The 20,274-nt window shown below is 71.8% G+C and carries 18 protein-coding genes and 1 riboswitch; of the genes, 3 read left to right on the plus strand and 15 right to left on the minus strand.

Annotated features, from left to right (window positions below; all coding sequences use genetic code 11):
* Positions 1–129: 129 nt before the first annotated feature.
* From ACZ58X_RS22725 to ACZ58X_RS22750, 6 genes are all read right to left on the minus strand, one after another.
* Positions 130–1,554, minus strand: a complete 1,425-nt coding sequence (locus tag ACZ58X_RS22725; RefSeq protein WP_470335427.1) for a M1 family metallopeptidase — start codon at positions 1,552–1,554, stop codon at positions 130–132.
* 216 nt (positions 1,555–1,770) lie between these two features.
* A complete protein-coding gene (locus ACZ58X_RS22730) occupies positions 1,771–3,030 on the minus strand; it encodes a hydroxymethylcytosylglucuronate/cytosylglucuronate synthase (RefSeq protein ID WP_470335428.1) in 1,260 nt (419 codons plus the stop codon).
* Between the two features lie 220 nt (positions 3,031–3,250).
* Positions 3,251–3,724: an SRPBCC family protein gene (locus ACZ58X_RS22735; protein WP_470335429.1), complete on the minus strand. Its 474-nt coding sequence runs from the start codon at positions 3,722–3,724 to the stop codon at positions 3,251–3,253.
* 2 nt (positions 3,725–3,726) lie between these two features.
* A complete protein-coding gene (locus ACZ58X_RS22740) occupies positions 3,727–4,131 on the minus strand; it encodes an ArsR/SmtB family transcription factor (protein ID WP_470335430.1) in 405 nt (134 codons plus the stop codon).
* Positions 4,128–4,574: an SRPBCC domain-containing protein gene (locus tag ACZ58X_RS22745; protein WP_470335431.1), complete on the minus strand. Its 447-nt coding sequence runs from the start codon at positions 4,572–4,574 to the stop codon at positions 4,128–4,130. The genes ACZ58X_RS22740 and ACZ58X_RS22745 overlap by 4 nt, the downstream gene beginning before the upstream one ends.
* Before the next feature lie 131 nt (positions 4,575–4,705).
* Positions 4,706–4,963: a hypothetical protein gene (locus tag ACZ58X_RS22750; protein WP_470335432.1), complete on the minus strand. Its 258-nt coding sequence runs from the start codon at positions 4,961–4,963 to the stop codon at positions 4,706–4,708.
* Positions 4,964–5,221: 258 nt separating this feature from the next.
* Between ACZ58X_RS22750 and ACZ58X_RS22755 the strand changes: the two genes are divergently transcribed.
* Positions 5,222–5,617 carry a hypothetical protein gene (locus ACZ58X_RS22755; RefSeq protein ID WP_470335433.1) on the plus strand — a complete coding sequence of 132 codons (396 nt, stop codon included), beginning with the start codon at positions 5,222–5,224 and terminating at the stop codon, positions 5,615–5,617.
* A 31-nt stretch (positions 5,618–5,648) separates the two neighbouring features.
* Here the strand turns inward: ACZ58X_RS22755 and ACZ58X_RS22760 are convergent, their stop codons facing one another.
* Positions 5,649–6,104: a MarR family winged helix-turn-helix transcriptional regulator gene (locus ACZ58X_RS22760; protein WP_470335434.1), complete on the minus strand. Its 456-nt coding sequence runs from the start codon at positions 6,102–6,104 to the stop codon at positions 5,649–5,651.
* Between the two features lie 8 nt (positions 6,105–6,112).
* The gene (locus ACZ58X_RS22765) at positions 6,113–6,406 is read right to left on the minus strand and encodes a transporter suffix domain-containing protein (protein WP_470335435.1); all 294 of its coding nucleotides are present in this window, start codon (positions 6,404–6,406) and stop codon (positions 6,113–6,115) included.
* Between the two features lie 116 nt (positions 6,407–6,522).
* Positions 6,523–6,665: riboswitch (SAM riboswitch) on the plus strand.
* Between the two features lie 199 nt (positions 6,666–6,864).
* On the opposite strand from ACZ58X_RS22765, the gene ACZ58X_RS22770 reads away from it, so the two are divergent.
* Positions 6,865–7,578, plus strand: coding sequence for an IclR family transcriptional regulator (locus tag ACZ58X_RS22770; RefSeq protein WP_360232538.1), 714 nt, complete (start codon positions 6,865–6,867; stop codon positions 7,576–7,578).
* Positions 7,579–7,667: 89 nt separating this feature from the next.
* Here ACZ58X_RS22770 and ACZ58X_RS22775 read toward each other — a convergent pair whose 3' ends face one another.
* From ACZ58X_RS22775 to ACZ58X_RS22785, 3 genes are all read right to left on the minus strand, one after another.
* Positions 7,668–9,272, minus strand: a complete 1,605-nt coding sequence (locus ACZ58X_RS22775) for a sialidase family protein (RefSeq protein ID WP_470335436.1) — start codon at positions 9,270–9,272, stop codon at positions 7,668–7,670.
* Positions 9,273–9,639: 367 nt separating this feature from the next.
* The gene (locus ACZ58X_RS22780; RefSeq protein ID WP_470335437.1) at positions 9,640–11,979 is read right to left on the minus strand and encodes an SAM-dependent methyltransferase; all 2,340 of its coding nucleotides are present in this window, start codon (positions 11,977–11,979) and stop codon (positions 9,640–9,642) included.
* A 16-nt stretch (positions 11,980–11,995) separates the two neighbouring features.
* Positions 11,996–12,349, minus strand: a complete 354-nt coding sequence (locus tag ACZ58X_RS22785) for a hypothetical protein (RefSeq protein ID WP_470335438.1) — start codon at positions 12,347–12,349, stop codon at positions 11,996–11,998.
* Between the two features lie 285 nt (positions 12,350–12,634).
* Here ACZ58X_RS22785 and ACZ58X_RS22790 point away from each other — a divergent pair, with 285 nt between their 5' ends.
* Complete coding sequence (locus ACZ58X_RS22790) at positions 12,635–13,351, plus strand: flavodoxin family protein (RefSeq protein WP_470335439.1); 717 nt, start codon at positions 12,635–12,637, stop codon at positions 13,349–13,351.
* 199 nt (positions 13,352–13,550) lie between these two features.
* On the opposite strand, the gene ACZ58X_RS22795 is transcribed toward ACZ58X_RS22790, so the two are convergent.
* From ACZ58X_RS22795 to ACZ58X_RS22810, 4 genes are all read right to left on the minus strand, one after another.
* Positions 13,551–15,374 carry a hypothetical protein gene (locus tag ACZ58X_RS22795; protein ID WP_470335440.1) on the minus strand — a complete coding sequence of 608 codons (1,824 nt, stop codon included), beginning with the start codon at positions 15,372–15,374 and terminating at the stop codon, positions 13,551–13,553.
* The gene (locus tag ACZ58X_RS22800; protein WP_387791299.1) at positions 15,367–15,828 is read right to left on the minus strand and encodes an ABC-three component system middle component 2; all 462 of its coding nucleotides are present in this window, start codon (positions 15,826–15,828) and stop codon (positions 15,367–15,369) included. The genes ACZ58X_RS22795 and ACZ58X_RS22800 overlap by 8 nt, the downstream gene beginning before the upstream one ends.
* On the minus strand, positions 15,825–16,919 hold the full coding sequence (locus ACZ58X_RS22805) for an ABC-three component system protein (RefSeq protein ID WP_470335441.1): 1,095 nt from the start codon (positions 16,917–16,919) through the stop codon (positions 15,825–15,827). Before ACZ58X_RS22805 ends, ACZ58X_RS22800 begins: the two co-directional genes overlap by 4 nt.
* A 426-nt stretch (positions 16,920–17,345) precedes the next feature.
* Positions 17,346–20,171: a tetratricopeptide repeat protein gene (locus ACZ58X_RS22810; RefSeq protein ID WP_470335442.1), complete on the minus strand. Its 2,826-nt coding sequence runs from the start codon at positions 20,169–20,171 to the stop codon at positions 17,346–17,348.
* Positions 20,172–20,274 lie beyond the last annotated feature (103 nt).

The following is a 20,274-nucleotide window of genomic DNA, read 5'->3' on the forward strand; positions in this document are numbered from 1 at the left end:
GGCGGCCACTGTAGGAGCCGCTGGGACGGGAGGGCCACCGATTAACGCCGCTGGTGGCGGCTCTGACGGGGCTGCTGCCGGGGGCTCGGTCGGGTGTGGAGGGGGAGCGGAGCCGGCGTGGGTCGGGGATCAGTCGATGCGGTGCTCCTCCCAGAAGCGCGTCAGGTCGACGGACGTCGCGGCCTGGGCGGCGGCCTTGAACTCGGCGGTGGTGGAGACGCCGAACCAGTGGGCCCGGACGTAGTCGTGCAGCAGCGCGGACATCGTGTCCGTGCCGATCAGCCGGCTCAGCTCGTGCAGGGCGCAGGAACCGCGGTCGTAGATGACCGCCTCGTAGCGGTCGGGGTGGGCATCCCAGTAGCTCATCGGGTTGGTGAGGCGTTCGGCCGGGCTCCGGAAGGGAGTTGCGGCGGTGCAGCCCTCCTTCGTCCGGCCCATCTCGACGTCCATGGCGTACTCGGCGAAGGACTCGTCCAGCCAGGGCGAGTGGTACTGGTCGTCACCGACGATGCCGTACCACCACTGGTGCGCCAGCTCGTGGACGACGGCGGAGGGGCGGATCCGGTCGAGGACGAAGGCCGGGTACTCCATGCCGCCGAACTCGAAGGCGTCGTCGAGGACGGTGGCGACGTCCCCGTAGGGGTAGGGGCCGTAGCGGGCTGAGTGGTCGTCGACGGTCCGCAGGGAGAGGTCCAGCATCGCGCGGGCGTCTGCGGCGGAGACGCTGCTGACCGAGTAGACGGCGACCCGGACGCCGTCGCCGGAGCGGCCCTCGATCCGGTGGAACGGCCCGGCGGCCCAGGCGAATTCGCGGACCTGCCGGGCGCCGATCCGGGTGACCGTGCGGCCCGGGCCGCCAGGGGTGTCGACGGCGGTCCCGGTGGCGGGCACCAGCACCTCGGTGGGGTGGTCGAGGGTGACGGCGAAGTCGGAGGCGAGGCCGTAGAACGACTCGCCGAGCTCGCTGTACCGGTCCAGGTGCCAGCCCGATCCGTCGCGGACGGCGAGGACGGGCAGGGCGTTGCCGATGAAGCTGAACGCGCCGTCCCGGCCGAAGCGGTCGATGCCGTCGGGGACGTCGACGCCGAGATCGAACTCGACCGTGTCGGAGGCGCCCCGGGGCAGCGGGCGGGCCAGCGGGACGCGCAGGGCGGTGCAGTCGACCTCAGCGGTACCGTCCAGCCCGGTCACCCGGACGGACGGGGTCGCGCAGCCGCCGCGGAAGTTGTCCCAGAGCCGCAGGTGGACCTCGTGCAGGGGTTCCGGCGAGGTGTTGGTGAAGACGATCCGCTCGTGGCCGCGCCAGTGCGCACCCGTGGCGTCGCTGCTCAACTCCACGGTGTAGGCGGGGGCGCCGGGGGTGCGGGTCGGGTCGGCGGGGGCGCGGCCGGGTGGTGCGGCGCCCACCGACAGGAGCACGGCGAGGACGGCGAGCAGGGGGAGGAGGAGGCGCCGTGCGCCGGACGGCACATCGGGCCGGTCGAGCAGTCGTTGGACGGTGGTGGTGAACCGGGCGGATGTGACCGGTCGGAAGGGTGGGCCGGTGGACTTCATCGTGGAGGACCTCGGAAACCTCGGGGATGTCGGGAGCAGGGTCGCAAGCGGGGGTGCTGGAGGGGGTTGGTCAGCGTGCACGTCGCTGTCCCGACGCGCTGTGCCGGGCCTGCCGGGCCTGCCGGGCGGGCAGCGCGTCGCCGGCACCGTGCCTGAGAACGGCCTCCACCAGCCCCGGGACACGCAGCGGCCCTCCGTCGGGGTGATCCGGCCCGGTCAGTGGAGTGGCAGGCCGGCTTCCGGGGAGTCGGCCAGCAGCCGCAGCAGGGCGTCGGCGACCTGGGCCGCACCGGCCGTGCCGACCGCGTTCGTCAACGCCGTCCAGTCCGGGGCGGGTGGGGCCGCGGCAGCCCCGTCGGCCAACCGTTTGAGCTTCTCGACCAGGCCCTCCCGTACGGCCGCGGCCGTACGGTGGCGGCCGAGGTCGGCGGCGCGGGCGATGCCGCCGTGGATCAGGTCGAGGGCCTTGCCCGCGCCATGGGCGCGCAGGGCCAGTGCCTCCTCCTCGTCGAACACCTCAGGGGGCCAGCGGAGGCGGACGTCGGTGCCGAGCGCCCGGCTGTGGAAGCGGCCGTTGAAGATCTGGCTGAGGTTCTGCGGCGGCAGGCAGATCGTCGGGGTGCCGAGTTGCCCGGCCTCAAGGAGGGTGGTCAGCCCGGGGGAGGTGAGCAGTACGTCGCAGTCGGCGAGGCGGTGCAGGAACTCCTGGTGGCGGAGGGCGCCGACGGTGGTGACGGGCGGGTGGGCGCAGGAGTCGACCAGCTGCGCGGCCAGCCACGCCGGCAGGTTGCCCGCGATGTGCACCTCGGTGACCCCGCTCGCGGTCAGCGCCTCCAGCGCGGCGGGCAGGACGAGCTGGGGATAGCTCGCCCAGTCCGTGAGGTGGGGCGCGCGCAGCCCGCCGAGGTTGAGCAGGGCGCGCCGCGGGTGCGGCGTGGGAGGACTGCCGCGGGCGGCGCCGCCGTCGGCGATCACGGCATCCACCCAGCGGAGCCGGAGCACGTCGGCCAGCACCCCGGCGCCCTCCGGCGGCAGTTCCACGCATCGCTGGGCGCAGTACACCTCGGCGTCCAGCGGGAGGTCGGGCCGGTCGCCGTCCGTCCAGAGGAACGGCAGACTGTCCACGAACACCACCGGTACCCCGCACACCCGCAGTGCGTTCGCCAGCCCGCCGTCCAGCACCACCAGTGCCGCCTGCACCCGCTGCGCCCGGACGATCCGGCCCAGCTCCTGGTCGGACCGCTCGTCCGGGAGGTCGAACCAGCGCTCCACCGGTTGTTCGTCGAGCAGCGGTCTGCCCAGCCCGGAGGCCAGGCCGATGAACCTCAACCGCTCGCCGCCGCGGGCCCGGAGGGCGGACAGCACCGCGCTCAACTTCCCCGAGCTGCCCCAGCCGAACTCCACCCCGGCGACGGCGACCGTCGTGGCCGCCGCCCTCGTGGCCCCCGCTCTCGTGATAGCCGTCCTCGCCCGCATCCCTGTCAACTCCCCCGCCCGTACCGGATCTTCTGTCGCTCCGTATTCGTACCAGGAGCTCGGAGAAGGGGCGGTTCGACTGCCTACGGAAAAGCGAGAGCTAACCACCCCGAAAGGTGAAGTTCTCGTCCGGCACATTGACGGACGGGGGGATCGACGGGCCGGTGGACGGCCGGCCGGTCGGCGGCTTCGCGACCGGCCGCACCCTGGGGGGGTGTCGTCAGGCCGGGTGGTGGTCGGGGACGGCGTTCAGCTCGATGCCGTGTTCGAGCAGGGCCTTCATCGCGCACAGGGCGGTGGTGAAGCCGCCGACGGTGTCGTTCACCCAGCGGACGGTGTCGTCCCCCGAGCCCTGGAAGCCGGTCTCGGTGGCCTCGACGAAGGTGGTCTGCGGCGTGCGCGGGGTGAACCGCAGCTCGACCGTGGTCGGCTGCTCGTAGTTGCCCCATTCGAAACGGATCAGCCGCCCCTCCCGCACCTCCTGGACGCTGACGTCGGCCGATGCCCCGTAGGTCTCCCACTCCCAGCGCACCTCGGCCCCCGCGACCATGGGCCCGCTGCTCCTGCTGTACCAGAACCGGGACGTGGCGGCCGGATCGGCGAAGGCCCGGAAGGCCTCCGCGGCGGGCGCGCGCACCAGCATGCAGGCGTACGCGGCGGGGGCGTGGGTGAGGTGCCGGTTCTCCGTCGACATGGTCAGGCTCCTCCATGGGGCTGTTCCGGTGGTCGTGACGCGTCGTCACGACCGGTTCGCGACTCCCGCTCCGCCGCCTCGGCGACGCGCTTGATGTGCGCCAGTCTGCGGTCCCAGTCGGCGGCGAGCGAGGCCATCCAGCGCGCCGTGGTGTCGAGCGCCGCGGGCCGCACCGTGTAGCGCACCTCGCGCCCGACGCGGCCGCTGCTCACCAGCCCGGCGGCGTCCAGGGCGGCGAGGTGCTTGACCACGGCCTGGCGCGAGACGGGAAGGTGCCGGGCGAGCGTCGTCGCGGTGGCCTCGCCCTGTGCGGCGATCAGTTCGAGCAGTCGGCGTCGGGTGGGGTCGGCCAGGGCCGCGAGTACGGTGTCGACCGACTCGACGGCGCCGTGGGGTTCGTCGGTCACGCGGCGGGCTGTTCGGCGCGCGTCCTGAGCGCGTCGAGCTCCTGGCGCCAGCCGCCGGTGTTGTCCTCGACTGCCTTGCCGCGCAGTTCCTCGGACCCGGCCAGTGTCGCGAAGCCGCTCTCGACCACGCGCAGCCGCGTCCTGCCGTCCTCCGGGGTCAGGGTGAACTCGACGAGGGTGCTGTTGTCCTCGCGCAGTTCCTCCCCGGGGAACGCGCTGGCCCAGCGGTAGGCCAGGTAGGTCGGCGGTTCGACCTTCTCCACGCGTACCGGGAAGTCGCCGTACTCCGGGTTCCTGGCCACCAGTTTCTCGCCCTCCCTGGCCACGGTGCCGGGCAGGCTCGCCTTGTCGGCGACCCAGAAACCGGGCTCGGCCACCAGGGACCAGACCCGCTCCAGGGGCGCCGCGATCAGGGTCTCGCGTTCGATCCGGTCCCCGCTCATGAGGGGGCTCCTTCCCGTGCGGACAGTGGGTGCAACTCCAGAGTTGCACGTCGCCCAGCCAGGTGCAACCCGAGGGTTGCACCTCGCGCGGTTCGTCGTCGAGGGTCCCGGCCTCGCCCTGTCGCAGCCGGCTACCGCCCGGGGGTGGCCTCCTCGATGGCCGCCAGCAGGCGGGCGTGGACGGCGGTGGCGGCCGCGCGGGTCGCCGGGTCCGCGTCCTTCAACAGCGGGGTGATCAGCTCGGCGGCCGCGGCGAGGACCGGCACGGGCACCGTCGCCTCGCGCAGGTGGAGGAGCTGGGAGGCGGCCCGCTCGCCGGGCGTGGCCAGGGTGCGGGCGTCGGGGATGAGGGCGGTGAGGCCCCGGGGGAGCGGCTGAGTGCTGGTCACCCGCCCCATTCTTCCGCGCCCCGGCCGTCGCCGATCACCACGGCCGGTCGGCACATCCGGTCACCACGGCCGATCGGTGGCGGCCGCGCAGGCGGGCCTCGGTCGCGATAACTCCTGGTCGGGAGAAGCGCTCGATGCCATTCTGTGCGAATGTCTGATGAATCGCATGAAGAGCGTGATGCTTCGATACCCGCCACGGAGGCGGCTCCGCCCGAGCCCGCGCGGGAGCCCCGACTCCGGTCCTGGAAGGCCCCGGCGGTGTTCGCGGTCGTCGGACTCGTGGTCGGCGCCGGCGCCGTCGGGCTGGCCTGGGGCGTGTCCGGGCCCGGGGACGACGAGCCGTTCACGCTGGTGGGCCAGGCGCGGATCAATACCTCCGATCCCACCAAGTCGGGCCCCTGCAGCGGGGCCACGGGCCTCGACGACGTCGGCAAGGACGCCCTGGTGACCGTCCGCGACTCGGCGGGCCGGGTGGTCGCGACCGGCGCCCTGGGGCAGGGCGAGTACCAGGACTCCGCCTGCCGGTTCCCGATCGTGCTGCCCGGCGTGCCGGGTGGTTCGGACTCCTACTCGGTGCAGGTCCTCTGGCACCCGAGGGCGAAGGTCACGAACGAGCAGGCGCGGACGGGGAGTCTGGTGGTCTCTCTCAACTGATCGGTCCCGCGTGGCGTTCGGGGCGGTGGCGTCAGTCCTCGAAGACCCGCTTCAACTTCCCGAGTGCGGACTCGATCTCCGCCATGTCCGTGGCCGAGAGCTTCGCGACGTAGGCGTCGTGGAGCTCCCGTTCGTACCGGAGCACGGTCTGCCGGTAGGCCGTGCCGCGGGCCTCCAGGCGGAAGACGTGGACGCGTCCGTCCTGGGGGCTGCGCTGCCGGGAGAGGTAGCCGTCCTTCTCCAGGCGCGCCAGGTGCTGGCTGACGGCGCCCTTGGACACGCCGAGGCGCTCGGCCAGGTCCTTGGGGGTGACGTCCGGGTCGGCCACGATCCGCCCGAGCACGAGGTGCTGCTGGGCGGTGAGCCCGAAGTCGTCGTAGCGGGGCCCGTGCCGTTCCGAGAGGAGCCGCAGGTCCGTGAAGAGCTGGTCGAGCCGGGCACCGCGGGCGTGCAGGTCGGCGCCGTCGGGTCTTTCGCCGGTGTCCATCGGGCTGGTCACTCCGTGGTCGGCGGCTGCTCGGCGGCGCGGCTGCGCCTCCTGAGTCCCAGGCGGGACCTGACGGCCCGGACGGCTTCCTTCCCGACGCCCGCCATGCCGATGAGGGCGCTCGTCTCGGCGACCACGAGCGTCCCGCCGAAGGCGGCGGCCTTGGTGCCGGAGTCCAGCGGGAGGAAGAGGATGACGAGGACGGCCACGTAGGTCAGGGCGCTCAGGATGAGGAGTGCGATGCCGATCCTGAACCTGAGCGGCTTCTTCGGGGGTGCTGAGGTCGCCGGGGTCGCAGTCATGGAAATAGTTTAGGAATCTAAATCATCCGTGGTCAAGGACCCCGATGGGCGCAGGAGTGCGGGGAGGTCGGGAAAGGTTTGGCGGGGCGCCGGGGAAGTCTTGTATCGTTCTTCGCGAATCATCCAGAGGGGTGGAGGGACCGGCCCTACGAAGCCCCGGCAACTCCCCGTTCGACCCGGCGTCCGAAGTACGCGCCGTGCCGTCCGGGGTCAGTGCCAACTCCGGCCTGTCGCCAACGTGGCGCGGGGAAGATGAGGAGACACGGTGCTCTCAGTGCTGTCCTTCGCCCGGGCGCTTCCCGCCCCGGCCCTTTCGCGTACCCGTTTCGTGCTCGGCGCAGGCGATCTGCTGTTCCCGCAGGCCTGTCCCCGCTGACCACCCCGCTCCCACCCCAACGGAGCGCCCGTGAGCCGTACCCACCCGTCGCTCACGGGATCTGAGACTGGAGTACCCGTCCATGGAGAACACGAGCGGCGTCGGCGTGCTCGACAAGATCACCTCGATCCTCGGCACCCTGGAGGCCGGCCCGGCCACCTTGGCCGGGCTGGTCGACGCCACCGGCCTGGCCCGGCCGACCGCGCATCGGATCGCCGTCGCACTGGAGCACCACCGGCTGCTCGGCCGGGACCTCCAGGGCCGGTTCGTCCTCGGCCCGCGGCTCGCCGAACTCTCGGCGGCGGCCGGTGAGGACCGCCTGCTGGCCGCGGCCGGCACGGTCCTCACCCACCTGCGCGACGTCACCGGCGAGACCGCCCAGCTGTACCGCCGGCAGGGCGAGGTCCGGATCTGCGTGGCGGCCGCCGAACGCCTCTTCGGCCTGCGGGACACCGTGCCGGTCGGCCTCGCGCTGCCGATGAAGGTCGGGTCCGCCGCCCAGGTCCTGCTGGCCTGGGAGGAGCCCGAGCGGCTCCACCGCGGGCTCCAGGGCGCCCGGTTCACCGCCACCGCGCTGAGCGGGGTGCGGCGCCGGGGGTGGGCCCAGTCGATCGGCGAGCGCGAGCCCGGCGTCGCCTCCGTCTCCGCGCCGGTGCGCGGCCCGGCCGGGCGGGTGGTGGCCGCCGTCTCGGTCTCGGGGCCGATCGAACGGCTCAGTCGGCACCCGGGTGCCCGCCTCTCCCAGGCCGTCATCGAGGCGGCGGGCCACCTCACCGACGCGCTGCACCGGCCCTGACCGGGCCGCCGGTCCGGGTCGGACCTGAGTGCTCGGGGCCAGCGGCCGCCGGTCCGTCCAGGGCGACCGGGCCGGCGGCCGCCGGTGGGTCAGCGCCGCAGGTGTTGCGCGGCGCGCGGGCCGACGGCGGGCGCCCCGGTGCGCGCCGCTCGGGCGGTGGGCGCGGCCGCGCCCGGGCTGCGCAGGGTGTCCGGCCGGAAGCGGCCGCTGTACACGTCGGTGGAGTTCGACGGGGCGCCGCCGTTGGCGGTCACCAGCACCGGGCGGATCAGGCGGCCGTCGGCGATCAGGGCCTGGTAGTCGCCGAGGAAGTGGCCCCCGGCGTACGGCGCCTGGAGCCAGTCGAAGACCGGCGAGATCTGCCGCTCGACCGGACTGTTCTCGCCGCCGCGCGGGAAGCTGAGCAGCCAGGCGGCGGTGGGCAGCGTGGAGGTGTCGCCCGGGGTGAGGTAGCGCAGGTCGTAGTAGCTGACGGCGACGGTGCCGTCGGCCGTCACGGCGATGGAGGGGGTGAACGCCGGTGCGCCCGGGGCCTGGTTGAGCCGGGTCGGGCCGCTCCAGGTCCGGCCGCCGTCCGTGGAGTGCACCAGCTGGATCGCGTCGTACCTGCCGCCGGTGGACTCCGAGCCCTCGTAGGCGAGGTACAGCTCACCGGTCTGCGGGTCGATCGCCACGCTGGGCAGACCGGCGCCGGCCCGGAGGGACTTGGTGGCGTCGGCGGGCGCGTTCGGGTGGACCTCGGGGACGGAGGTGTCGGCGGCGACCCGGACCGGCCGGCTCCAGGTGCGGCCCTGGTCGGTGGAGCTGACCATGCCGAAGTGCACGTCGCTGACGGTGGTGGCGGTCGCGTCGGTGAAGGTGATCCAGTCGAAGAAGTCGTACAGCGTGTCGGTGCGCGGGTCGACCACGATCTGGTTGCCGATGGTCTGGGTGTTCGGCGTCGTGGCGGTGGTCACGAAGGGCTTCGCCGGGGACCAGGTCCGGCCGTGGTCCCGGGTGACGGACAGGTAGCCCGGCCCGTCGAAGACCGGGGTCGGGCCGGCGGCCTGGTCCACCCGGTCCCAGACCTGGTAGGCCACGCCCGGGTGCACGGGGTCGGCGGTGACGGCGTTCTTGTCGTCGGTGATCGCCGGGTCGTCGTCGCCGATCAGCTCGGTGACGTGCTGCCAGCTGCGCCCGCCGTCGGTGGAGGTGGCGGCGGCCACCGCGCTGCGCGGCGTGGTGGCGTCGAAGACCAGGGCACTGGCGTACGCGGTGCCGTCGGGGCCGAAGCTCACCCAGCCGTCGGAGGCCCGCTGGTAGGCCAGCCCGCCCGGCGCGCAGTGGGTGAAGGGCAGGGCCGTCTGGGTGAAGTGCACGCCGTCCGTGGTGTAGCTGGAACTCAGGCCCCGGGCACCGCCGTTGGACCAGCGGTCCTGCTGGTAGATGGTGATCGTGTTCGCCGGGTCCAGCGGGTTGGCGGCGGCGTACGGCTCGTCCTCCGCACCCGGGTGGTTGGTGCCGTCGCCGTCCGCCGCGAGGTCGCAGGAAGCGTACGGATCGCCGGGTGAGATCACGGCCAGCGGTGCGCCGGGCGAGGCGTCGGGCGGGTTCGTGCCGTCCGTGGCCGCACCGGCCGGGGTACCGGCGGCGACGGCGGCGAGGAGGAGCACCGCGGTCGCGGTGGCGAGCGGTGCCCTGGTGCGGAACTGCATGGAGACCCCCATGGTCGTCGGCGGGAGGTGCCTGGTGTCCTGGGTGGTGCTGCGCTGTGCTCTGCTCCGGTGCCGAACCGGGGTCGGCACCCGGTTGGCCGCCGGGAACGCCCGGTCGGTCGGCCGCGATGCCCGGGCGGTCGGCTGCGGTGCCCGGTCGGTCGGCCGCGCGAGTCTAGCCAGCGGCAGGGGGCGCGCCAACGGTCCGCGCGCGCTCCTTACCGAGTCCGTACCATCGGCCGCCGCCCCGCCCTGACCTGTGGTTATCCGTTCGCACCCCGGCCGCGGCCCGGTCGGTCGACCACTCGGGCGCCCGTCCTGCGGATACTCGGTTTCCCGCGTCGTACCCCCGGACCGTGTGGTGCGCCTACTGCCCGCTCTCCCACAGGGCGCGGCGGACGGTTCGCAGGGCGGTGGCCGACTGTTCCCAGCCGTGCCACCAGAACAGCCCGCCGTCCTGGCTGGCCTCGGTGGCGAGTGCGGTCAGGTCGGCCCAGGGGCCGGGCGGGATGCCGAACCGGGGCCGGGCGGCGAGCCGTCGGGCCGCCTCGGCCCCGACCGGGACCATGCCGACCAGGGGGAACGGTGTGCCGTCCACGGTCCGGCCGGTGCCGTGCAGCATCGGGTGCAGGGTGATCGGGTCGAGCAGCAGGGTGAGCTCGGCGCCGGGTACCGGGGACGGGCCGCCCTGCCAGCCGAGGCGCCGACCGCTCGACTCGGCCTTGGGGACGGGTCGTCCGTCGAGGGTGACCCCGTCCGCCGCGATCCGCAGCTGGGCACCGGCATCCGGCCGGGACGGCAGCCGCAGCCGGTAGTCCCCGTACAGACAGGGTGGGACGTCCGGCAGCGGTCGGTCGAAGGGGACGGTGACCGCGTCCACCTCGAAGCCCGTCGGGCCGAGCAGCACCGCCGCGGTGACGGCTTCGCCGTCGACGGTGACGCGCAGGCGCGGGAGCGCGCCGGGGGCGTCGGACACCACGTCCACCCGCACGCCCTCGGCCTGGTAGCCACCCACCAGGTCGGCGAGCGGCGGGGTCTCCGGCAGCGGGTACTCCGTCAGGCGGACAGTGCGGGCGACGGAGCCTGCCGCCTCGTCGGCACCGGCAGCGCTGACGGTGCCGACAAGGCGGCGCCGCCCGTCCCGGCCGAACTCGGTGCGCAGCTCGCCGCCGCTGCCGTCCGGCTCGCGCCAGCGCAGCACGCCGCGCTCGTAGCGCGGGTCGGCGATCCGGCGGCCGTCGACGTGGACCCGGTGCCGGGGCGGGTCGGTCGCGCGGCCCAGGACGTAGACGGACAGCTCGCCGTCCGCCGTGCCGTACAGGCCCGTCCAGGGGTAGAGGGCGTCGGCCAGGACGGAGTCCAGGTCCTGGCGGAGCGACGGTCGGCCCGTGATGCCGTCCCGCAGCAGTGCGCGTGCCTCGGACTTGCGGGTGAGCAGGGTGCGCAGCCGCCGTGCGGCCTCCGGGGCGGGCCGGTGCCGTACGCCTCGGGCGGCGACCTGGAGGGCGAGGTCCTCGCGCCGGGACAGCAGGGCGCGTTCGGCCGCGCCGAGCTCCGGCGGTGCCCAGGCGGCGACGGCGGCCTCGGGCTCGCGGACGTAGCGTTCGCGCAGGGCGCTGTCCTCGCCGAGGGCGAGGACGAAGCGGGCGCCGGGCGTGTCCTCCTGCCAGTGGTACGCGGCCGGGATGCGGAAGTCGGCGAAGCCGTCGAGGGCGGCGAGTTCGCGCGGGCCGTACTCGTCGATGGTGCGCAGCGGCCCGTCGGGCGGCCGGACGGTCTGGCCGGGCTGGAGCAGGCCGAGGCGGCGCAGCACCTGCGGGTCGGCCGGTGCGGCGGCGGTGGGGGCCAGGTACCAGGTGGAGGCGCTGGTGACGGTGCGCTGCACGGCCGGGTCGCGCAGGGCGGTGACGGTGTGCTCGGCGGTGACGGGTTCGAGGCCGCGGTAGCGGGCGCCGATGTAGTTGACCACGGTGTGGTCCGGTCCGTAGACCTCCTCCAGCCGGTCCAGCAGGACGGGCAGGTGCCGGTTGGTGAATCCGGCGCGCCGGTAGTCGAGTTCACCGACGATGCCGACCTGCCAGAGCACCAGGTGCAGGCTCGGGTCGATGCGCCGGCCGCGGATCAGCAGGTCGGAGGCCTCGAAGGTCTGCATGCCGGGGGTGCTCGGGTCCACCCCGAGGTCGGCGCAGAGCACGTCCAGGGCGCTGATGCCGGGCCGCATCACGGCGCGGTGCCCCTCCCGGCGGGCGATCCGGACGGCGCGGTGGGAGGAGAGCACGAAGATGCCCGGGTGGCCGTAGAAGACCGCGGCCACCCGCCGACCGGCGCGGACGAAGTGCAGGACGGCCTCGGACATCTGGACGTACGTCAGGTAGCGGTCTTTGGCGTCGTCGTAGAGGACACCGAGGTCGTAGGCGTCAGGGCGCCAGGCGTTGATCCGGACGACGGTGGCCGGGTCCGCCACGCAGTGGAAGACGTGGTCGGCCTCGCGGAGCAGGCGCTCGTCGGCCCGGGTGAACCCGGCCGCCTCGATGCCCGAGCCGAGCACCGTCAACTCGCCCTTTTCGCGGCCGGATTCACCGCCGGGCGGGCCGGCGGCGGCGATCGCACGGGTCAGGTCCGCCCACCGTTCCTGGTGTTCGCGCCAGGACGGGAACCGGTCGAAGGGGCGGCTGTAGCGGTGTGCGGGAGGGGAGTCGACGTCCATGCGCGCGGCGCGGGCCTCAGACCGTGTCGCGGGCGTCGGTGGCCCCGGCGACCACGGGGGTGAGCTGAGGCGTCGCCGCGTCCACCAGCAGCGGCGGGTCGAGCTGCACGTAGGTCTGGACGACCTGCGGGGCCGGCACGGCCGAGTCCGGGTCGTCGAGGTCGAAGCGGATCTGGATGACCTGCGGCGGCAGCGGATCCATCTGGGTGACCTGCGGCGTCGGTTCCACCGTGTCCGCGAGGGCAGCCGGGTCCGTGGGACCCACGAGCTCCGGGCTGCTGTCCCCGGCCAGGGCGAGGTCGACGTCCACGTCGATGTCCACGACGTCGACGGGCAGACTGCTTGCGGTGAGCGTGATCACGGCGGTCACTCGTCCCCTCGGAGCCACGGTGGAAGGCGAGTTCATGCTACTGACCGGCTGCTCGGCCGAACAGGGGTGGCGACCTCCGCCCCGGGCCCGGCGGCGCTCCGGCCCCGGCCGGCTCCTCGCCCGGAGAGCCGCACCGGCGCACCGGTGTGCCGCCGGTCCCTGCCGCCCGGGAGACCGTCCGTCAGGCAACCGGCCCAGCCCCGCGCGCGCCGGGCGCCCCGGCCTGGTGAGCTGTGCGGGGAGCCCGCCACCGACCGGCCTCCCGGACCGCCCGAAGGAGACCCCGTGCCGGACCCGACGACCTCGTACGCCGACCTGCGCGCCCTGGTGATCAACTGCACCCTCAAGCGCTCCCCGGAGCGCAGCCACACCCAGGGCCTGATCGACGTCAGCACCGGCATCATGGAGCGCCAGGGTGTGCAGGTCGAGGTGCTCAGGGCGGTGGACATCGACATCGCGACGGGCGTCTGGCCTGACATGACGGAGCACGGCTGGGAGACCGACGAGTGGCCGGTCATCTACTCGCAGGTGATGGCGGCCGACATCCTCACCCTGGCCGGCCCGGTCTGGCTGGGCGACAACTCGTCCGTGATGAAGAAGGTCATCGAGCGGCTCTACGCCTGCTCCTCGATCCTCAACTCCGAAGGCCAGTACGCCTACTACGGCCGGGTCGGCGGCTGCCTGATCACCGGCAACGAGGACGGCGCCAAGCACTGCGCGATGAACGTCCTCTACAGCCTCCAGCACCTGGGCTACACCGTCCCGCCGCAGGCCGACGCCGGCTGGGTCGGCGAGGCCGGCCCCGGCCCGTCCTACCTCGACCCCGGCTCCGGCGGCCCGGAGAACGACTTCACCAACCGCAACACCACCTTCATGACGTGGAACCAGCTCCACCTCGCCCGCATGCTCAAGGACGCCGGCGGCATCCCGGCGTACGGCAATCAGCGCTCCGAGTGGGACGCGGGCTGCCGCTTCGACTTCGAGAATCCCGAGCACCGTTGACCTGCCCGAATGGAGGCGCAAGCCTCTCGTGCGCGGCTATGGCAGGACGTACGACAGTAGCTTCTGACCCCGCATCCGGATGTTTATGACGGCGAGTCGCGATTTCACGTGGGCGAGGGTGACCGCTTGGGCCTGTCGCGGAGGCCCAGTTTGGTCAGGATCCGGGAGACGTGGATCTTGACCGTCTGGCCGCCGACGATCACGCCTCGCTGGTCGGGAAGAAGCCGGGTCGGCCTCCGCCTGGGCCGGTGAAGCGGTACGTCGTGGCGGAGGAGAGCACACTGTTCGGTGGGTCGCCGTTCTCGATGACGATCGCCTGGCCGGGGAAGGTCAGCATGTCCTGGTAGAAGTGGTCGACCACATTCGAGGTGATGTCGACGTCCTCCCCGACCGGTTCGCGGTAGGTGACCACGGGGGAGTCGAGGACGACGAAGCCGGGGTGGGGCAGGCCCCCGCTGAGGCAGTACCGGGCGAGGGCGGTCGTGAACGCCGAATGCAGGACTGAGCGCACGCCCTGGCCCCGGCCGGAACGGGGCCGGCTGCCGGCCCGGACGTCCATGCCGTACTGGTCGTACTCGGCGAACTCGACCGAGGGAACGGACCAGGCGTCCAGTGTCCGCCTCAGCACATTGTCGAACCTGGAGAGCACTCGGGCGGGAATGTGGCTGGCGGGCCGCTGGGACCGGACCGCGCCTGCTCCGTCGAGTTTGTAGCGCCGATCCTCCAGCTCCTCGATGCGGGCGTGGAGCTCGAGCTCGCGTTCGGCGGTTGAGCGGGCGGCCAGGAGGTCGTCCATGTGCGTCCGCAAGGGTGCGAGGCGTTCCTCGGCCGTGGAGATCTCGGTGTCGAGTTCTCTGGCCCGCAGGAGCAGGACGCCCCGTCGTCCGACGAGCTCGTCCAGTTGGGTCTGCAGGTCTGCGATGGTCGGGAGGAGGTCGGCGAGGAGCGAGCTGGTCTTGGCGGCTTCGGCTTCGACGGCCGCATGCAACTGCGTCGTCTCCTGCTCCCCGTGGCCGTGGTGTTGGTGTTCGGGTTCGGCGCCGCAGAACACGCAGGTGCCGACGCGGAAATAGCCGAGGATGCTGCCGGCTTCGCTGACCATCGCGAGGCGGTCGAGGTCGGATCGGTACTGCTGTTCCAGCAGTCCGAACCGGGTGAGCAGGTCGTGGACCTCGGCTAGGCGGGACTCGACGGCGGCGAGTTCCTGTGCGGCATTCATGCGGGCGGAGACCGCGCCGACGTGGCGGTCGGTGATCACCCGCAGGGAACGGGACTGGCCGTCGATGGTGGCCTGGATCCGCGTCAGCCGTTCGCGTAGTTGGGAGGCGCTCTCCCGGGTGGTCAGCTTGGCTGAGAGTTCGACGACGATCTGGTCCAGGAGCCCGATCTGGCCCTTGTGGACCCGGCGCTCGTTGGTGTTCGGCCCGGTGTCGACCAGCGGGTCGTCCTCGCCGGTCAGCAGGTACTTCATCACCGAGGCGGCAGCGGTCTTGCCGCTCGCTGCGTTCGACCGCAGGACGGGGGAGAGGGGGTCGCCCATGCGGGTCTCGGTCACCAGGGACAGGTGGACGAGGTCGGCCAGGGACAGTCCGCGGGTGCCGCCGGCGTCGTTTTTGCGGATTCGGGCGTCGGCGTAGCCGAGTTCTGCGAGGAGTATGGCGGAGAGGCTGCGGGAGCTGCCCGAGCGGTGGACTGCGGTCAGTTCCCGGTCGGACCTCCGGGTGACCAGGTCGCGCAGGTCCTCGTAGTGGACGGCGACGGTGCCGGCGCCCGGTCGCCGGACCAGGGTGATCGGCGCTCCGTCGGGCATTTGAAGCCCGAGGAGGATCTGGCTGTAGCCCTCGGCTTCGGGGATGAGCGGCAGACGCGCACCACCGAGCATGTATTCGATGGACTCGACGATGAAGGACTTGCCGGTGTCGGACGCGCCGTAGATGACGGTGAGCTCGGGGCCGAAGGCCACACGGGCGGTGGGCTTTCCGGAGCCCGCGTACGTGAGGTGGGTCAGTCGCAGGTCAGCCACGGGGAACCTCGGGGGGTAGGGGCGTCTCGGCGGGGCGGTTGAGCAGCGCACGGGTGGCAGCCCGCACGTCGGCGCCGGGCGCGTACTGGTGGACGGCCCATTCGGCGCGCTCGCGCAGGCGCTCGACGTAGGGGGCTTCGAGAAGTTCGACGAACGCGGGCCCCCGCTCCGTCGCGCGATAGACTAGGCCGTCGTCGGCAGGCTCCAGCCGGGCCAGCTCGGCGCGGATCAGGACGAGCAGCGCCTTCTCCAACAGGCCGCGCTTCATACCCAGTTCGCCGGACCGGGCGGGCAGGTCGGGATGAAGGCTGGGCGGGCCGTCGAACTCTCCGCTGTGCAGCAGCGCGTAGTCGAGGAGGGTGATCTGGGCTAGATCCAGGGGTTCGGGATGGCTCTCGGCCAGCAGGACCAGTGCACGCATCCCGACCTCGAGGGGGCTGTTCAGCGGATTCACGCGGCACCTCCGCGGCACCAGATCAAACGGTCGGCGTTCGCCAGGTGGTGGCAGACCCCCTTGCGGTCCAACGGCCGCACGAACTCGGTGAGGATCGTCTTGGTGAGCTCGACGTTCCCGGAGGCGGCCAGGACCGCCTGCATGCGGTCGTACCCGAACTCGAACCTGCCGGCCGCGACCTCGACCACGATGTCGTGGACATCGTCGAGGACGGCGTCGAAGTGCCCGCCCGCGGTCGCGTCGCGGGCGAACAGGCGCAGCGATTCCGCGGCGTAGAACGCCTCGCGTTGCCTCTGCAGGTGATCGCGGGCCTCGTCGTGTTCGGCGACGCGCTCCAAGGTGTCGGCCTGCTCGCCCCAGAGTTCTCCGTAGGCCCGCACCAACTGCTGGATGTAGCGGGCCTCCTTCGGGGCGTGGGCGTCAGGCGGAAGCATTCTCCGCGGACGTGGCGCCGGGGGTTGGGGGAAGCGAACTGCCCAGTGCGGGGTGGTCTGGTGCAACGACAACATGTCGTCCATGTCCAGGGTGGTGAACATGGAGAATTCCGTGGTTTCGGCGAGTTCCTGGAGTTCGCGCCGCTTCTCGGGGGTGAGCGAGGTGATGACGGGGTCGCTGGTGGAAACCAGTTCTTTGAGAAACTCGGCTTTGGATTCGGTTTTCTTGGACAACCGCCGGACGAGGCTGGGGCCGATGATCGGCGCGACGAAGACGTACTGCTGGGGCATGGTGAAGTACCCACCCACCACCGAGGCGAACATCTTCCGCATCTCCGGAGCGGCCTTCGACCACGTCAGGGCTTCCCCGTAGTGCTTGCACTGGTAGTTGTGCCAGGCTCCCTCAAGCCCGTACGGGGTCAGGTAGCCGGCGACATCGACTCCGTGATCCCCGGAACCGCCGTGCCGTTGCACCGCGACGTACTTGGTCGTCAGGGCAGGGACCCACTCCTTGACGAACTCCTCGAACTCGTCGGGATCGTACGAGAAGACGATCTTCTTCGGGGACGGTACGGCGTGGGTTCTCAGCCAGGGACCGATGAGGGTCAGCGGCGGCGGTTCGCTGTCGTCCGCCCCGATGTCGACACCATCAGACACTTCTCCCAGCCCCCCGAGTCCCGTGCATCCGTGACCAGCCGATCACTCGGGGTCAAGTGATATCACTACTGACCCGGCCGAGAGAAGAGTACGAACCAGGACTGACGGATCGTCCGACCCCTCAGGAGCGCGCGGGCGTCCGCTGAGAGCATTTGGCCTCCGAGCGCGCCGTGCAGCGATGCGGTTTGGGCCAGGTGGGATTTGGGGGCTTCGTGGCGCACCTGAACGAGGTGAAGGCCTCATGCCACCACCTGAGATGCCGTGTGTCCTCACTGCGATGGCGCACCGCTGCTCGACCTGGCGGGCTCACGGGCTGATACGGGAGCATCGCCAATTTTGCCCACGGCGTCTGGCTGAACGTGGAGCCGTGGGCCGCGCTGTTCCTCGGCATGGTGGAACCCAGGTTCTTAGGTGGGGCGGCTGGGTTCAGTGAGCGTTGTCCTGCGGGCCGGCTCGCAGGTCGGTGAGTCCCTGGATGGCCCGGTCGATGCCGGCGGCAATGGCCTGGCGGAAGGCCAACTCGGCTCCGGCGCGGTCCCCGGCTGCCTGGCGGACCTGCCCCAGTGTGAGGAGGGCTTCGGTGTGTCCCTTGACAACCAGGGCGCGGAGCAGCAGTTCGGCGCTCTCCCGCTGTCCGTTCGCCGCACGGACACGGGCGAGTGTTTCCACGGTGTTGTAAGAGCGGTTCGCCAGCTCCTCGGCAGCCCGTCCTTTTCCGGCGAGTTCGAGGACCCGGACCAGGCCGTGGGCGGCGTACGACTGACCCTCGCGGAGCGCTCGTCGGTAGAGGCGTCCGGCGCGGCGGAGGTCGCCCTGCTTCTCCCGGAGGTCGGCAAGGTCGAGCAGGATCCAGGTCATGCCGAGGTTGTAGGCGTACCAGTACAGCCCGGCGGCGGCACGATGGTTGCCCTCCGAAGCGTGCTTCATCCCCAGCCCGCGCAACACCTTTGCCTCGCCGAGCTCAAGCGCGATCTTGGTGTACTCCTCGCTTCCCGCTCGGTCACCGTCATCGGCCAGGATCCAAGCCAGTTCCCGAGGAGCGTTCACGTCGCCTTCGACGTCGAGCGCGTGCTTGAGGACGGCGATAGCCCTCGGCTTCTCCTCCGGGGTCATGTACGTCCAGGCGAGTCCGGTGAATGCCTCGGTGTTGCCGGCTCGGAAGGCGAAGCTGGTCAGGGCGAGAGCCAGCCGATGGCGGCCCTTCTCGGCCAGCCAGCGGGCCTGGTACTCGATGCTGCGGGCACCGCCTGAGGCGAGGGCCTCGTTGTAGAGATCCAGCGATGTCCGGCGGTCGCCGCGCTCCCAGGCGATGGATGCGAGGCCCACGGTGGCGTCCGTGCTCACGTCGGAGCCGACGGCCCGTCGGTACCATGCCTCGGCGTCGTCTAGGCTCCCGTCCTGTTCGAGCCGCCAGGCCAATCGGACCTGTGCTCCAGCGTGACCCGCCTCTGCGGCGAGGGTGTAGTAGGGGGCTGCATCGACCTTGTCATGGCGCTGTTCGAGGTGCCAGGCGAGGGTGTTCAGTGCGTTTCCGCCGTCGGAGTCCGCCGTTGAGCGCGCGAGAGACGCGGCATCAGAGATCCGGTCACGGGCCGCTGCGGCGCTGGCCAGGGCCGATCGGTCGGAGGTGGCCGCATGCCGTTCGGCGGCACGCCAGAAGGCGTCACCAGGGCAGTGGAGGCTTCGGGTGCGACGTGCATCCTGTTCGAGGAAGTCAGCGAGCCGGAGCCGGAGCCCGTCGCCCGTCGTCCCGCGGACGGGTGAAAGGGGTCCGCGCACGCCTCGGCACGGCTCGGAGAGGTAGTGGAGCGCCTTCGCGAACCAGTCCTCCGGCGCGAGGTCGAGTTCGAGCTCGGTGAGGTAATCCGTGGCCGCCTCCTCCAGGAACGCTGCGACCAGTTCGAGGCCGTGGCCGAAGCGGCGGGCGTCCATCGCGGCCTCGAGGACCGCGCGGGCAGTGGGGGAGGCGTTCGCGTACCGCTCCTGGAGTGCGGGACCGCCCGCCAGGTATTGGGTGATGTGACGGCCTTCGGCCGACCGCGCCGCCTGGCACAGGCGGTTGTCACTTGGGCCGGGCATCGTGAGGAGTGAGGCCACCTGCTCCTCGGTGAAGCGAGAGGGTACGGGGATCCACCGGTTCGCAAGAAGCGCACGACGTTCCTTGGTCTCGTCGGTGGTACCTGGCGCCTTGGTCATCGGCTGCTGATACTCGTGCCAGCACGTACCCAGCACGAGCACTGGTGCTCGGTCGGGGTCACGCTCGAGTGCGGACAGCCGGGCGGCGATGTTCTCGTCCCGGTTGCTGTCGGTGGTGAGTAGGTACCGGTGGATCTCATTCAGCCACAGGACAGTCCGCGGCCCGACGGAGCGAATGGAGCCGAGCAGGGTGTCGGGCGACGGTGGTTGCCACAGGCGCCAGCCGTCTGGCAGCTGCTGGACCGCTTCCCAGAGCGCTCGGGTCTTGCCGGTGGAGGAGCCGCCGAGCAGGATGGCTGTGCCGCTCGTGCCATGCGCTGCGCGGTCCAGGACAGTGTTGAGTTGGTCATCGAAAGGCCTACGCAGGTACGGGGGGAGAGGACCGCCAGTCGGGGTGTCGTCCTCAGCCTTGATCGCCTGGTGCACTTCGAGGCCGAACGGGTCGGCGTTTGCGACGGCGATACCCACGGGGTCCTCGGGTTCGTCGGTCCATCCGTAGTGCGCGGCTAGCGCATCCGCGTCGCAGAACCGCTGGGCGACCTGGTCGCCGAAGTACCGTGCGACGATCCATGGCAGGGGGCGCAGCAGGCGACCTAGGTATTCGGCGTCCCAGACCTCACCGAGCAGTAGATCGGGGAACTCGGCCTGGTATTCGAGCGCTAGTTCCCGTACCTGAGTGGAGATGCCCTGGCACGAGGCTACGATGACGAACCTGGTCGCGCGGTGGGGACGGCTGCCGTGGACGAATCGGTCGAAGGCCTCTCGGGCGGAGGCGACTGGGAACTCGGCGACGTGCTTGGCCTGGAACGCTGACCAGTGGCCGTCGGAGTTACGGCCGACCACGTCGATGCCGCCCTGCGCCTGGCCCGCGGTTCCGTAGCGGGCGACCTGGGTGAGTTCCTCGGTGGCCTCGACGAGCTCGCAGACCAACCGCTCGAAGTCGATCCAGTTCTGGGTATCGAAAGGGAGTAGCTGGATCTTCGGGTCGGCCACCGGAGGCTGGGCGGTCGGGGTGCGCTGGGGCATCGATGGCACCTTCGGAATCGGCTTGCTCATGCTCGTGAGCAGGTTACGCGCTGGTACCGACAGTTCGGCAGAGTCGGCTCTGGGCTCGGTGCCGGCGACGGGGCTTGAGCGCCGCGGTCGGCATGGGCTGTCC

This window comes from Kitasatospora sp. NPDC040550 (genome assembly GCF_055594965.1).